This is a genomic window from Methanosarcina sp. WWM596 (assembly GCF_000969965.1).
Classification (GTDB): Archaea; Halobacteriota; Methanosarcinia; order Methanosarcinales; family Methanosarcinaceae; genus Methanosarcina.
Genome location: NZ_CP009503.1, coordinates 2,295,091 through 2,309,174 on the forward strand (window position 1 = coordinate 2,295,091; position 14,084 = coordinate 2,309,174).

General features: G+C 40.3%; 9 protein-coding genes. 5 read left to right on the forward strand and 4 right to left on the reverse strand.

Going from position 1 to position 14,084, the window contains the following annotated elements; translation table 11 throughout:
- Positions 1-611: 611 nt before the first annotated feature.
- Together MSWHS_RS10005 and MSWHS_RS10010 are read right to left on the reverse strand one after the other, a co-directional pair.
- A complete protein-coding gene (locus tag MSWHS_RS10005) occupies positions 612-1,130 on the reverse strand; it encodes an NUDIX domain-containing protein (protein WP_048159006.1) in 519 nt (172 codons plus the stop codon).
- A gap of 142 nt (positions 1,131-1,272) precedes the next feature.
- The gene (locus tag MSWHS_RS10010) at positions 1,273-2,067 is read right to left on the reverse strand and encodes a hypothetical protein (protein WP_197073895.1); all 795 of its coding nucleotides are present in this window, start codon (positions 2,065-2,067) and stop codon (positions 1,273-1,275) included.
- 337 nt (positions 2,068-2,404) lie between these two features.
- On the opposite strand from MSWHS_RS10010, the gene MSWHS_RS10015 reads away from it, so the two are divergent.
- Together MSWHS_RS10015 and MSWHS_RS10020 are read left to right on the forward strand one after the other, a co-directional pair.
- Positions 2,405-3,583: a hypothetical protein gene (locus MSWHS_RS10015; protein WP_231585379.1), complete on the forward strand. Its 1,179-nt coding sequence runs from the start codon at positions 2,405-2,407 to the stop codon at positions 3,581-3,583.
- Positions 3,584-3,880: 297 nt separating this feature from the next.
- The gene (locus MSWHS_RS10020) at positions 3,881-7,231 is read left to right on the forward strand and encodes a NosD domain-containing protein (protein WP_052722686.1); all 3,351 of its coding nucleotides are present in this window, start codon (positions 3,881-3,883) and stop codon (positions 7,229-7,231) included.
- A 391-nt stretch (positions 7,232-7,622) separates the two neighbouring features.
- Here MSWHS_RS10020 and MSWHS_RS10025 read toward each other — a convergent pair whose 3' ends face one another.
- Both MSWHS_RS10025 and MSWHS_RS21570 read right to left on the reverse strand, forming a co-directional pair.
- Positions 7,623-8,090 carry a peptidylprolyl isomerase gene (locus tag MSWHS_RS10025; RefSeq protein ID WP_048127554.1) on the reverse strand — a complete coding sequence of 156 codons (468 nt, stop codon included), beginning with the start codon at positions 8,088-8,090 and terminating at the stop codon, positions 7,623-7,625.
- Positions 8,091-8,232: 142 nt separating this feature from the next.
- Positions 8,233-8,472 (reverse strand): transposase, encoded by a 240-nt coding sequence (locus tag MSWHS_RS21570; protein ID WP_231585380.1) that lies wholly within the window; start codon positions 8,470-8,472, stop codon positions 8,233-8,235.
- A gap of 1,156 nt (positions 8,473-9,628) precedes the next feature.
- Between MSWHS_RS21570 and MSWHS_RS10040 the strand changes: the two genes are divergently transcribed.
- The 3 genes from MSWHS_RS10040 (at position 9,629) to MSWHS_RS18510 (ending at position 14,004) form a co-directional block, all read left to right on the forward strand.
- On the forward strand, positions 9,629-10,198 hold the full coding sequence (locus tag MSWHS_RS10040; RefSeq protein ID WP_048127550.1) for a hypothetical protein: 570 nt from the start codon (positions 9,629-9,631) through the stop codon (positions 10,196-10,198).
- 493 nt (positions 10,199-10,691) lie between these two features.
- Entirely contained in the window at positions 10,692-12,206 is a 1,515-nt protein-coding gene (locus tag MSWHS_RS10045) for a type I restriction-modification system subunit M (protein WP_048159009.1), read from the forward strand.
- Positions 12,207-12,672: 466 nt separating this feature from the next.
- Positions 12,673-14,004 carry a restriction endonuclease subunit S gene (locus MSWHS_RS18510; protein WP_052722687.1) on the forward strand — a complete coding sequence of 444 codons (1,332 nt, stop codon included), beginning with the start codon at positions 12,673-12,675 and terminating at the stop codon, positions 14,002-14,004.
- Positions 14,005-14,084 lie beyond the last annotated feature (80 nt).

The following is a 14,084-nucleotide window of genomic DNA, read 5'->3' on the forward strand; positions in this document are numbered from 1 at the left end:
GGTTAAGATATAATCGGTTAAGATATAATCTGTAAGAAATATGTTGCTTTTAATGCATTTTCCTGTTAACCTATTATTATTAAGTTTATTAGTCGGTGAGGGTGAAAAAATGACAAAAAAACAATTAGGGGTCGTTTGTACCTTCTTACTCATAATAACCCATATGTTCAGGCGATGGAAACATATGCAAAAATCTCATATATGGAAGGGATTTTTAAGTGAATCAATGTGGGTAGAGGGTTATAGGGATCTATCGCGCTTCAATAAACTGGTTTTTTGGGTGAATTATCCTTTCTCTTATGCTAGATTTGTATATGATATTGTATGGGATCGTATTGACAGATTGTCTATTATATATTCAAGGGCAAGATCCACTAAATAAGGATTGAATTCCAAAAAATCTGAACTTCTCAAAGTATAATATATTTAGAGGTCAAAATCCCCTCAGTTATTGCTGTGGTTGACATGAACGAAATCGATAAGAAAGTCGCTGTTTCTATTATTCTCCCTAATTCACGCAGTATTTTGGAAGTTATTAAAGATTCTGGAAACGTCTACGATAATTATAGTCTTATAAGTTTTCTCTCCAGATCATCAAACTTTGTCATTGTTTAAAATAGTGTAGTTTGTCTGTATCTTTTTCTTTTGTCTGAGTGCTCTTCCTTCGGGGAGTAATTTATAACATCCATGAGTCTATCAAGAAAGCCGATCTGTCCTTTTCGTATTTTTTTCTTAGCTAGCTCAATATCAAACCAGCCTGCTTTGTCGACCTCGGGATACTCATGTACTTTTCCGGAGTTTTTTGGCCACTCAAGCGTAAATGTATTACTTACAACACCTGTTATATCCAGGTCTTTTTCAAGAGCCCATACATGCACTATTTTTCTGTTAGGTTGATTTAACTCTCCCAGATCAATAAACTCGCCGTCAACCTCAAACCCTGTTTCTTCTTTAAATTCTCTTTTTGCTGTGTCCAGAGGAGTTTCATGCTCTTCGGGTAGCCCTTTAGGTATTGACCACACTCCATAGTCTTTTTTTGCCCAGATTGGCCCACCCGGATGAACCAGCATTATTTCGAGTATCTCATTCCTGAACCTGAATAAGAGAATGCCATTGCTATAAGTACTCACTATTCTTCCCCCTCTCCAAAATGCTTTGATCTTCCTGCTCCATAATAAATTCGTGATACCTCCTTAATAAAGCAGAGTAGCCATTAAATGAGATCAGAAAAAACCTTATTTTTATCTGTGTCTATCAGAAAAAACCCTATTTTTATCTGTGTCTTACACTGTGTCTTACAATCAGAACTGCTCCGAGCACTGCTCCAAGCGTCCAGAAAAAGCTTATGAAAGGAATTCTTTTTGATTGAATAGTAGAACCTGATCCTTCTTGCTTATCTGCTGTTTCTTTATTATCTGATACTTCGGTATCACTTGTGTTATTATTAGTTTGATTAATTGAACTCAACAGTACATCCAGAGTAGTATGTTCATCAGGCGTTGTAGCTTTTCCATCCTCGGTTAATGTATATTTACCACGGTAAAAATCTGTAACTATGAAGTGTTCAGGACCAATATCCTTTGTATTCGGGTTAGTGTCTATTCTCAGAAAGAGCAAAACCTTTTCACCGGTGTTGAAACTTGGATCTGCATCTGTAGCCATGCTAAAATCCCCAACCGTCCCACCGGTGACTCTTACAATAAGTTCTCCGGACGGTGACGGATTTTTCAGGTATTCATCAACACTTATAACGATGTCAGTGTAAATGACGTCGTCAGGATATTCAAATTTAGAAAGTAATTTATGCGGTTGTTTTCCGTCTGCTGTATTCCATCTGGGTGTAAGTATTTCCTTAACTGTACCTATTACAATCGTATCGGAGTGGTCTCTTAACTCCTCATGGGTATACCATATGAAGTCGATACATATATCAATACCAATGGATTCACTGTTATTGTTTTCCAGTTTGAGATTATCGTTTGAAGGATCTGACAAAGCTAAAGCATTTAATGTCAGCAAAGAAAGAACCCAAACCAGAAAAATTCCATATTTTATAATTTTTCTCACGGTTTTGCCTCCGATTTATGAAGTTAAAATCAGGTTTGACTTAATACATTTAACAGAAATTAATGACTTATTGATAAATAGTTATAGGCTTTTTCTGGCCAGGTTCACAAATTAGCTTTTTTAATCTCCTTTTCAACTATATAAGTCTCCTTTTCTTTGATTGTTAGAGATTATGGTCAGAAAACTTATAAGGAATTAATAAAAAGGAGTTTAAAGAGTTCAAGAAATCGACTTTACTGCTGATAAAGACGGAGAGCCTCAATCAAGATCGTCGGATATAACCCGGAAGCGTATATATTTTTGGAGTGAAAGAATGGTTAAAAATGCAGGAAATAGAATGTTTCAGAAAAATGCAGGGTATAGAATGTTCCAGATTTTTCTTATTTTAATTCTGTTTTCGCAGTTTTCGAATGTAGCCGTTGCAGCAGCACCTGCAGAACAATGGAACAGGTCTTTTGGCGGAGATGGTGAAGATAGCTCCTGGTGTATTCGACAGACTTCAGACGATGGATATATCGTTGCAGGAATAAGCTCCTCATACGGCAAAGGTACGAAAGGCTATCCGGATGCCTGGCTTATCAAGGTTGATGAAAGGGGGAATCCGCAGTGGAATAAAACTTTCGGAGGGACGTATTTTGATGAGGGATACTTTGCCAGCCAGACCTCGGATGGCGGTTATGTGTTATCAGGCTATACATTTCCTTCCGGCTATGCTGAACCCTGGCTGGTCAGGACCGACAGTAATGGAAATGAGATATGGAACAGGGTATCTGATGAAATCACTCACGAGGATTATCTCAAATATAGGGCTGAACGTACCTCGGATGGGGGATACATAGTAGGGGATATGGTTGAGTATGAGATTGGAAGTTATTTCGCTGCACTTCTGGTCGATTATGATATCCGGATAACTAAATACGACATAAACGGCAATCAACAATGGAATAGTACCTTTGGCAAAAACCAGAGTCTTGAAACATTAAGTTCTGATTCTGTTAAGCAGACCCCTGGCGGTGGATATGCAATTGCCAGCACAACCAGATCAAAGGACTCAAACAGTGACGATATCTGGCTTGTAAAAACCGATGAATATGGTCAGGAGCAGTGGAATAAAACCTTCGGCAGCCCGAAGGATGATGCTGCAATCTCGATTTCGATTACTTCAGACAATGGTTATGTGCTGACCGGAAGGTATAATGATTCTTTTTCCCATGTTATAGATGGTTCTGCTTTCATACTTAAAACGGACAGTGAAGGTAATCAGGAGTGGATAAAAATATTTCCAAATTGCACGCTCTATTCCGGCCAGCAGACTTCAGACGACGGGTACATAGCCACAGGTGTTAAAAATGGGAATGCCTGGCTGGTTAAGCTGGCAGGTGATAGAGGAGGTGTTGACTATGGGAATGGGGAAGGTGTTGAACATAAGGAAATGGCAAACTGCAACGTCAGCTTGATAAAAAATAACATCTATAATATTTTTCCATGGGTTTTTCCCGTTAAACCACTTAAATAAGTGGGTTTTTCTTCACTTTGGTATGAAAGTACTTGATTTGAAAAGTACTTTCATCGCTTTGTGCCTGTTTTTCCGATTTTTTCTGATTTATTCTGATTTTTTACAAGACCGTTTTTGCACAGCAATGTCCATTTATTAGCAATCTATTAACAATCCGTCCCCTACAGGATTAAATTATTTATACTATTTCTCATACTAATAAAATACAATATATAAAAATTTAATAGATATTTCATCTGAAATAAAATGAAATTTAGTCCATTGATGATTAATACGAATATGAGGAGATCTGAAAAAATGGGATTACTGTATAGAAAAAATAATTTTCAATTTTTAACAATTGCATGTTTAATCTTTCTTCTTTCCAGTGGAACAGCAGCTTCTACACCCATTGGACTGGTTCCACCTTCTCCACCTGCATTTTCAACCCTATACGTAGATGCTGGGGGCAGCGGTAATTATACAACCATCCAGGCTGCGGTAGACAATGCAAGCTCCGGAGATACGATCATTGTCTATCCGGGAACGTATACAGAGGTTGTAGATGTTAATGTAGCAAACCTCACCATTCGTTCCCTTTCCGGAAATCCCGACGATACGATTGTAAGAACGTTTTCCCCTAGCCACAATTTCAAAGTAATTGCCAATAACGTAACCATCAGTGGATTCAACATTACCGGGGAAGGATACTATACGGGAGTTTTCATAACCAGGGTTTCAGGGGTTAATATAATCAATAACAAGTTTTCGGGGAACGACTGCGCTATTCAGATGGAGAGTTCCAGCGGCTGCAACCTGATCAACAATACGGTTTCCGGTTCTACCAGTTACGGCTTCCATCTCAGCTCTTCCATCAACTGTCTTCTTGCCAACAACACAATTTCAAATACTGAGTATCAAGGCATCTATCTGTCTAATTCCGGCAGTTGCATCCTGACCGGTAATACAGTCTCGGATACTGGTTATGATGGCATTTACCTGAATAATTCCGGAAGCTGTGTCCTGACCGGTAACACAATCTCAAACACTGAAGATGGCATCGATCTGTACTCTTGCAGCGGCTGTAATCTTTCCGGCAACACAGTCTCAGATGCTTATGATTATGGCATTTATCTGTATTATTCCGGCAGCTGTAATCTTACCGACAATACAGTTTCAAACTCATATTACGGCATCAGCCTGGGTTATTCCGATGAATGTGTCCTGAGAAACAACACTGCAAGTTCGGGAATATATGGAATTAGCCTCTGGGATATCCAGAACTGTACATTTACAGGCAATAACATGTCTGGAAACTGGTACAATTTTGATCTCGATATCTACGAGATCTATGACTTTGATAACGCAACCGGGAATATAATTGATACCAGCAATCTTGTAGACGGAAAAGCGGTTTATTACCTTGAAGGGGAGCCAAATCCTTCAATTGGAAGTGATGCAGGGGTTATCTACTGCATAAACTGTGGAAATGCCGAAATTAAGGACCTTGTGCTACAGAACAACTCATATGCGGTTTTTCTGTATAATACGAGTTCGGAAATGCAAAACAACACTATAAACAACACTTTCTTTGGAGTCACAGTTTTATCTTCTCAGGACGTCAGGCTCTCGGACAACAGGATTGAAAACTCATGGGCTGGGATTGTGTTTGAAGAGGATATGAATATCACTCTTACTGAGAATACAGTTCAGAACTCTATATATGGGATTGTCACCTTTGATTCCGAGAACTGTTCACTTACGGGCAATTCTGTTCAGAATGCCTCAGAAGAGTACTCATACTATAGCTCTGTAAATTCAAAGCTTGTAAGAAGCGAGGAAAATACCCTCTCAAGGGAAAACACCCTCTCAAGGGAAAACACCCTCTCAAGGGAAAACACCCTCATAAGAGAAAATATCCTTGTAAACACGGACCTTGTGCAGTCCCAGGAAGCCTATGGCTTTGGGATCTATTCTATATATTGCCAGGATATCAGGCTCGAAAACAATGTCGTTGACCAGGCAGGCCTCACAGGAATTTTTATTGAGGATTGCCAGAATATCGGGCTTGTGAGAAACTCGGTACGGGATATCGGGTATATGGGAATTTATGCGGAAGATTCTTCCAATGTAGAATTTCTGGACAATACGGTTCAGAATGTAACAGGTGAGTATGCACTGCTTAGAGCTGGGAATTCTCCCCTTGTCAGCGGAAGTCTGGAACCCACAGGATATGGAATCGGTTTAGATTCTTTAGAGGATCTCAGGCTTGAGGGCAACACTGTTGAGGACTCTTATCAGGTCTGGGGCATTTATCTCTATGAACCTTTGAACGCAACCCTTGAAAGCAATACTCTTGAAAGCTGTAAGATTGGACTAGTATCCTACGATGGTGACAATTGCAGCATAAGTGACTGCTCCGTAACTAACTGTAGTTCCGGAGGAATCCTGATTCAAAATCTCCAGGAAGGCACAGGGGCTGAATATACAGTGACAGGATGCACGGTAGATGAAAGTGAAATCGGGCTTCTGTTAACAGGAGAAAGCATCCTTGCCGGGAATACTTTGTCCGGCAATTCTTACGGAATCGTGCTCTATGATGTAAATAACAGCCTTATCTACGACAACACCGTGGTCGAGAACAGCCTGGCAGGACTTGCCCTTGATCTGGACCAGACTGAAATTATGTCCCGCATCGGGCTTGTAGGGGATACTGAAGGTCCGGAAAGTGGAAATAACACGATTTACAACAACTATTTCAACAACGTAAACAACACCCTCATTTACAGCGAGGCTAACAACACCTGGAACATCAGCAAAACTTCAGGGGAAAGTATAGTCGGAGGTCTGTATCTTGGAGGCAACTACTGGGCAAATCCCAACGGGACAGGCTTTTCTGAAAACTGTACGGATGCTGACAAGGACGGAATTGCAGACTCCTCCTATGAATTCGTAAACGGGACCTTTGACTATCTGCCCCTTACGATTATTCCCTCTACGACAACAAGGCACAAAAGCTCTGCTAATTACATTCCTTCGAGTGAAGGAAGCACAGGTGTTACAGGCATTGACAGCTCACAGAAAAGAGTTGTTGCTGGGTCCGAAACCACCTTTATCTTTAATAATCCTGTTTCCGGCGTACTGGGCCTGAGTTTCACTTCACAGCAGTATTCTGGAAATGTCATCATAAGGATTGAGGTTCTTGGAGACGGAAGTTCCGGAGAAAAACCCGACGGAGAAGTCTACCAGTGGATGAACATCCTGGTCGGAAACGAACGATTCGAAAGTGGAAACAACATCAATGGAGCGGATATTAACTTCAGGGTATCCAAAAGCTGGGTAGAAGAAAACAATATTGATGTCTCTACCATAACAATGGACAGGTTCCACGATGAAGAATGGAATTCGCTTCTCACAGAAATGACATATGAAGACAAAGAATACTACTATTTCAAGGCAGCAACTCCGGGCTTCTCCCTTTATGCGATTACAGGAGACAAACTCGGGGCTATAGTGATCACTCCGGCTGAAGAGGAAGAAACCAGGACAGTCACCGGCAAAGAGCAAACAGGTGACGTTGAAAAGAGCACACCTGGGTTCGAGAGTTCCTTTGCGTTTTTCGGAATCCTTGCTTTGGTATTCTTTGCAAAGAAAAGAATCCTGAAATAAACAATTTGAAAAATAGGGGATGTTACTTTATATTCCCTGATTTTCTTATTTTGCCTTTGAACTTTTATTTTTGAGCTGTTTTTGTTTTCTTTTTCTTCTCAACCCTTCATTTTTGCAGGCTCATCCAAAATGAGAACGATTATTTTGTGAGTGCTTGTCCTAATAAGGAGTATGTTCCCGAAACCAGAAAATCAAATCCTGAAACCCGCGAAAAAGGAGAAGAGAAAAAACAAACATAAATTTAAGAAAGTAATAAAAATGATTGAGGTTTCGGGAATAAAACAGGAAACCCGTTAAATCTTTAGATTTAGCGGGTAGTTGACCTTCTTTCCTGTAAAAGTTAAATCCTGATGAAATAGAAGTTAAAGCTCGACAGCAACATAACTTTTCCTCAGACCAGCTCAGCCTTTGTGATTTTTATTTCAGTTTTCGGGCGGTCCTGGCGATCGGTCTTTACCTTCCCCATGGCTTCGACAACTTCCATACCTTCTACGACCTTTCCGAAAACAGGGTGGTTTTTATCAAGGTGAGTGTTATTTACAAGGTTAATAAAGAACTGACTCCCACCTGTGTTCGGGCCTGCATTTGCCATTGAAATCGTGCCCTTGTCGTTCCGGTTGTGTTTCGTGAATTCATCCGGGATCTCATAACCGGGTCCTCCCATGCCCGTTCCTGTCGGGTCTCCGCCCTGGATCATGAATTTGTCAATTATCCTGTGGAAAATCACGCCGTCATAGAAGCCCTTTTCCACAAGTTTTGCAAAGTTTCCTGCCGTAATCGGCATGTCTTCAAACAGTTCAAGAGTGATGTCACCCATAGTGGTGTGCAAAACCACTTTCTTACCCTTCCATACAGCCATTTCAGTTCCTCTACCGATCTTTTAGTCTTATGTGAACTACCCCACCCTGCTTTCTGATGAAAGTGAGGACGGAGCTTCCGTCGAGTGATTACGTCACCTGGATATTTGCAGTTATGCAAGTATCCATCTGTAATCCTGTTTGTCAAAGATTATCAGAAAATTTCTGATAGCCTGTCCACAAAGCATTCTGTGATAAGAATCGCTTAATGATGTTGATAGCACTATTTCTATCTCTATCAATAACGTTTCCGCAATCACATTTCGTAATTCTTTCCCAAAGAGGCATGTCGTGTCTTTTTCCACAGACACAGCACTCCTTTGATGTATAAGTTTCATCAATTCTTATTACTTTTTTACCTGTAAGCTTTGCTTTGTAGGTCAAGAATTCGATGAAACGAGAAAGATATCCTTGATTCTGAGTTGATCTATTCTGAGAACGTTTTCTTTTTCCAGTTACTTTCTGATTAAGTCATATTTTTTACATTAAGATCACCAACAATTATTGTATTGGCTCTGGTGTTCTCAATCATAGTTTTGGTGTAGAAGTTGACGGCTTTCATCCCCCACCTGTCGCTTACGCTCCGAGGAAGGGGACTTCCCGCCTTAGAGTTAAACTTATTATTATGTGTGCCTGTCTTTCTGTCGGCTTTTTGTGCATTGTATGCTCGCCTTACATGTAAATCCTTCGCCACCCGAATTGCGCCTCGGGAGTACGCGGTCCTTTTCGCTGCGCTCAAGAGGACTTTCAAGAGGACTTATTTATGGACAAGTAACGGTTACTTTTCGCTGCGCTCAAGAGGACTTTCAAGAGGACTTATTTATGGACGCTGATCTGAACGTCGCTTAAGATGTATAATTTATGATTAGAGTTGTGAACTTTTCTCAGGGGACTAATTAAGAGGCTACAGCTTTTTTTCTCTTAGTTGCACTGTGAATTAAACAGTTTACAGTCTTTTTCGCTTTTCTCAGGGGGAAAAGTGTCCGGAACTTCGGGCATTTCAGGAGGCAAAAATCAGTGAGATGCAGTGTCTTAATTCCTGATTATTGTTCATGATTTTAGATGCCCGCGAACTTCATTGATAGTGTATTTGAAGAAGGCTATTGAGAAGGAGAGTTTTAAAGCCAGATCAAGACTGTTAAAGTTTTTGAAAAATAATTCCAATATTATAATTTTGAAGTTTGTAAATATAAAGTTTTTGAGAGAAATTGGGATTTTTCTTATCTTATAGCGCAACTTGATACTTTATTTTCTAAACATTCAGTACACAGTAGTTTAAATATTATCAAACATGAAAAAAAACATGAAAAAAAATCTGTACAAACTTTTCATTATATTGTCCTTTTGAAGGTATTCAACTTATACAATTATTTTACATAAATCATTACGTATTTATAGGCAGCATTGTTTATTTTTTAACAGGGAAGAAAATACGTTAAGTTCTGTTAAGTTCCGTTAGGTTCCGTTAGGTTCCGTTAGGTTCCGTTAGGTTCCATTAAATTTCTTAAAGTTCTGATAAACAATAGTGGGGAAAATTGTTATGGACAGATTCCAGGTCTTTTGCCTGTGGATAGCCGCAGGACTCTTCATCATTCTATCTGTACTTCCAGCTTCAGCAAAAACAACTTATGAAGCCGGGACAGTTCTTGAAAATGAAAACGGGGAAATAAATTTAACAGGATACTCAACGACTTCATATAACAAAACTGAAGTTGTTGAAGAGGAGGTGGGCCTAGGCTTCCGTTTTCTCGAGTCCATGCTTCGCCTGCTTGACCTCAACCTGAACCTTATAAACAAGACCCTCAACGACCACTCTGGAGAATATCCTTTCCTGCAGTCCACAATAGAGGGAACATCTACAGGTATAGACACGGTGGACTCAACGATTGTTTATGTGAAAGATCCCTCAAACATGAGTAGCGCAAAATCAGCTATGAATACTTTCGACAGTTCGATTGCGGATCTGAACGCGAGCCTCGTATATCCGCAGGACATGCTCGATGCTGCAAACGCAACCCTCGGGCAGCCTGAAGGCACAACACCGATCCTTGAAGACATGTACAAAATAACAAAGGCAATGGTCATGATTTATGACCACATTGAGAACTAACCGGGTAGAGGGGACCTGTGAAATTTTAAGGATTTTTGCTATCAGGTCCCAGTTTATTTTACTTATAAGGTTCGGGGAAACTCAGTAATTGGGAGATACTATATCAGGAACCTAAATGGTATCCACCCGCTTTTTTTTTCAGCGATCAGACGCGGCTTGAGCCCGACGGTTTTTATCAAAAAAGTTATAAGTTCAGCCCACTTCCTCGCAAGCTTCTTACTGGATTACGAGAGAATATCGTATTTTTCGGTTTTAACCTCTTTATTTCATATGCAGAATTTTAAAACACAGTTGATTATAATCGTCAGAACATAATCCAAAAAATATATTTGATCCTCAACGAATAAATCAGAATCACAAGCTTTTTACTGGAATATTAATAAGAGATAGTCATATAATTCGATTCCAACCAATATTCAATTCCAACCCCTTCATTCCATATGCAGAATTTTAAACCACAATTTCCATTCTCATCAGAACAGGACCAAAAAACATGCCTTTAACCCTCAATGAACTCAACACTCACCTTTTCAAAGCCGCAGACATCCTGCGGGGCTCAATTGATAGTTCCGAATACAAGCACTACATTTTCGGGATGCTTTTCCTGAAAAGGCTCTCTGACCAGTTTGATGAAAATGTCATCCGGGTTACGGAAGAACTCGTAAAAGAAGGCATGCCTGATGCCAAAGCAAAAGAGATCGCTTTAACTGACAAAGACGAGCACGGAGGCAGCTTTTTCGTCCCTCCTCGCGCCCGCTGGTCCGAACTTGAAAAGAAGTCTTCTGACATCGGAGAGGCTATAAACAAAGCCTTTGAAGTCCTGGAACACGAAAATTCTTCTCTTGAAGGCGTGCTGATCGCGATTGATTTTAACGACAAGGGACGCATCTCCGATGCCGTCCTCCAGAAGCTTATCACCCATTTTGGGAAATACAACCTGGCAAACCATTCTCTTGAAAACAAGGACATGCTGGGCAGGTCCTACGAATATCTGATTAAACACTTTGCAGACGATGCCGGAAAGAAAGGCGGGGAATTCTACACCCCTGAAGAAGTGGTCAGGCTCCTTGTAAAGCTGGTCAAACCCACCGAAGATATGCGGATCTGCGATCCCACATGCGGCTCAGGCGGCATGCTTATCGAATGTCTCCACTATTTGCAGGAACACGGCAAAAACCAGAACAAGATCTCCCTTTTCGGACAGGAAAAGAACCTCAACACCTGGGCTATCTGTAAGATGAACATGCTCCTGCACGACATCCTTGACGCGCGGATCGAGAAAGGCGACACGATGGCCGACCCCAAGCTGCTGGACAACGGCGAACTGATGGTTTTCGACCGTGTTTTAGCCAACCCCATGTGGAACCAGAAAGAATGGTCAAGAGACTGGCTCGCCAAAGGCGACCCCTATTCCCGTGTGAAATACGCGCTCCCATCCGCCTCTTCTGCCGACTGGATGTGGATTCAGCACATGACAGCGACCCTGAACTCGTCGGGTGTGCTTGGAATTGTGCTTGACAACGGTGTCCTCTTCCGCGGCGGGCAGGAGAAAGTCTGCCGTAAGGGCTATGTTGATGATGACCAGATCGAAGCTGTCCTAGCCCTCCCCCAGAACCTCTTCTATAACACAAGCAGCCCGGGCACGATTTTAATCTTCAACAAAAACAAACGCCCGGAAAGAAAAGGCAAAATCCTCTTTATCGATGCCTCTTCCGAATATGAAGAAGGAAAAGCCCAGAATTTCCTGCGGGACAAAAATATCGAGAAGATCGTCTCGGCTTTTGACGGCTTTGCAGATATTGAAAAGTTCTGTTCCGTTGTCGGGAAAGAAAGCATTGTCGAAAATGATTACAACCTGAACATTTCCCTCTATGTGGACACCTCAGAAGCTGAACCTGAAATTGACGTGGCTGCGGTCAACGAAGAGTTAAAAGAGCTTATCAGGCAGAGAGACGAGTCCTACAGCGAAATGCAGGCTTATTTGAAGGATTTAGGGTACGAGGAATGAAGAGGAATGAGAAATCTCTCAATTTTGGGCTCACTTTGGAAAATATTATATTGGTCACTCACTGCGTGGCCAATTGAGAGGAGAGCGCACGGACACTTTAAAATTATATATTCACCAGGCACTGCTTGACAAATTCAAGAGGAATAACTTTTCCGGGGCAGCCTGAATAGCTTCTTCCGGTCGTTCTTGTACGCGCCTCAGCGCGGCTGGGACATAATGACTTTGAGAAGACAAAAACGAAAAAATTAGAAGCCCTGTAAAAGAAGAGTGTCAAAAAAAGTGACAATTTAGACAATTAACTGCCGATTGATAAATTAAAAGGGAATAACAGCCAACTTTGTAAGTTTTTAAATTCATCACGCACTGCGTGACGAATTAAAGAAATGCAACAGTTAACTTAGTGAATTTTTAAATTCGCAAAGCACTGACTGGCGAATTCAGATTTGAAGTGGAAAAGGGTTTGTAAATGACAAAAAATGTTTCAGTTCCCGAAGGGTATAAGAAAACGGAACTTGGAGAGATACCGGAAGAATGGAGCATAGAAAAATTAGGAGTTCTTTGCGAATTGATTACTAAAGGAACTACTCCAACTACTGTTGGGTTTTCTTATCAAAACACAGGCATCAATTTTGTAAAAATTGAAAGTATTAGTGCAAGTGGTAATTTCTTGCTAAATATGTTTTCTCATATCAGTGAGGATGCAAACAAAGCACTCAAAAGATCAATCTTAAAAGACAGGGATTTACTTTTTTCAATTGCAGGAGCTCTAGGTAGAGTTGCAATAGTAAATTCTGAAATTCTCCCCGCAAATACAAATCAAGCTTTAGCGATAATTAGACTAAAAGAAGACCAAAAAACAGACATAAAATATGTTTATTTCTATTTAAAAGGACCTCAAATTCAAAAGCATATTGATAGGATAAATGTGCAATCAGCACAAGCAAATCTAAGTCTTGAAAATATAAATAACTTCAAAATTGCTTTACCTCAAAAAGAAGAACAACAAAAAATCGCCTCCATCCTCTCAAAAGTCGATGAACAAATCGAACAGACAGAGCAGATTATTGAGAAAACTGAAATCTTGAAAAAAGGTCTGATGCAGAAACTGCTTACAAAAGGTATTGGGCATACGGAGTTCAAAACATTCCTATTTAAAGGCCAAAAAATAAAAATGCCAAAAAGTTGGAATATCTCAACAATAAATTCGCACTTAGTTGAATATAAGGGAGGAGCTCCACTAAAACCTACGGACTTTGCCGAAGATGGATTTAGGGTATTTCCCAAAAAAGCAATTGCAAAAGGAGGAATACTTAGAATAAAGGAAAGTGAGCAATCCTACGCAAGAGATGAATTTGCTAAAAAACATAAATCATCAATAGTCGATAAAAACTATTTGATCACAACTCTAAGAGACTTAGTTCCTTCTGGTCCAAACATAGGTCTAATAGTAAAAATTAATGATGATTATGAATATCTTATGGCTCAAGGAGTTTATGGATTTAAACTGAGAGAGACACTTGATAATAATTTTTTAATACAGTATTCTAATTCATTAATATACAGAAAAATAATGAACAAAATAATGGTTGGAAGCACACAAGTTCACATAAGAAATGGAGATTTTTTCGACATGAAAATTCCTCTTCCTCCTCTCGGCGAACAACAAAAAATTGCCTCCATCCTCTCAAAAGTGGATTCCCAGATTCAGGACAACCAGAGATATTTACACAAACTTCAAGAACTTAAAAAAGGACTTATGCAGGATCTTCTTACTGGAAAAGTCAGAGTGTGCGCATAATGACAATTTTGAATTGTGGTCCTCTCGAGCGCAGCGAGAAGGACGCGTGCTCCCGACGCGCAATTCGGGCAGGAGAAGTA

Bases quoted from the DNA above. Each gene is read 5' to 3' on its own strand.
- MSWHS_RS10015 (WP_231585379.1), top strand. From the start codon at position 2,405: ATGTTTCAGAAAAATGCAGGGTATAGAATGTTCCAGATTTTTCTTATT.
- MSWHS_RS10020 (WP_052722686.1), top strand. From the start codon at position 3,881: ATGGGATTACTGTATAGAAAAAATAATTTTCAATTTTTAACAATTGCA.
- MSWHS_RS10025 (WP_048127554.1), bottom strand. From the start codon at position 8,090: ATGGCTGTATGGAAGGGTAAGAAAGTGGTTTTGCACACCACTATGGGT.
- MSWHS_RS10040 (WP_048127550.1), top strand. From the start codon at position 9,629: ATGGACAGATTCCAGGTCTTTTGCCTGTGGATAGCCGCAGGACTCTTC.
- MSWHS_RS10045 (WP_048159009.1), top strand. From the start codon at position 10,692: ATGCCTTTAACCCTCAATGAACTCAACACTCACCTTTTCAAAGCCGCA.
- MSWHS_RS18510 (WP_052722687.1), top strand. From the start codon at position 12,673: ATGACAAAAAATGTTTCAGTTCCCGAAGGGTATAAGAAAACGGAACTT.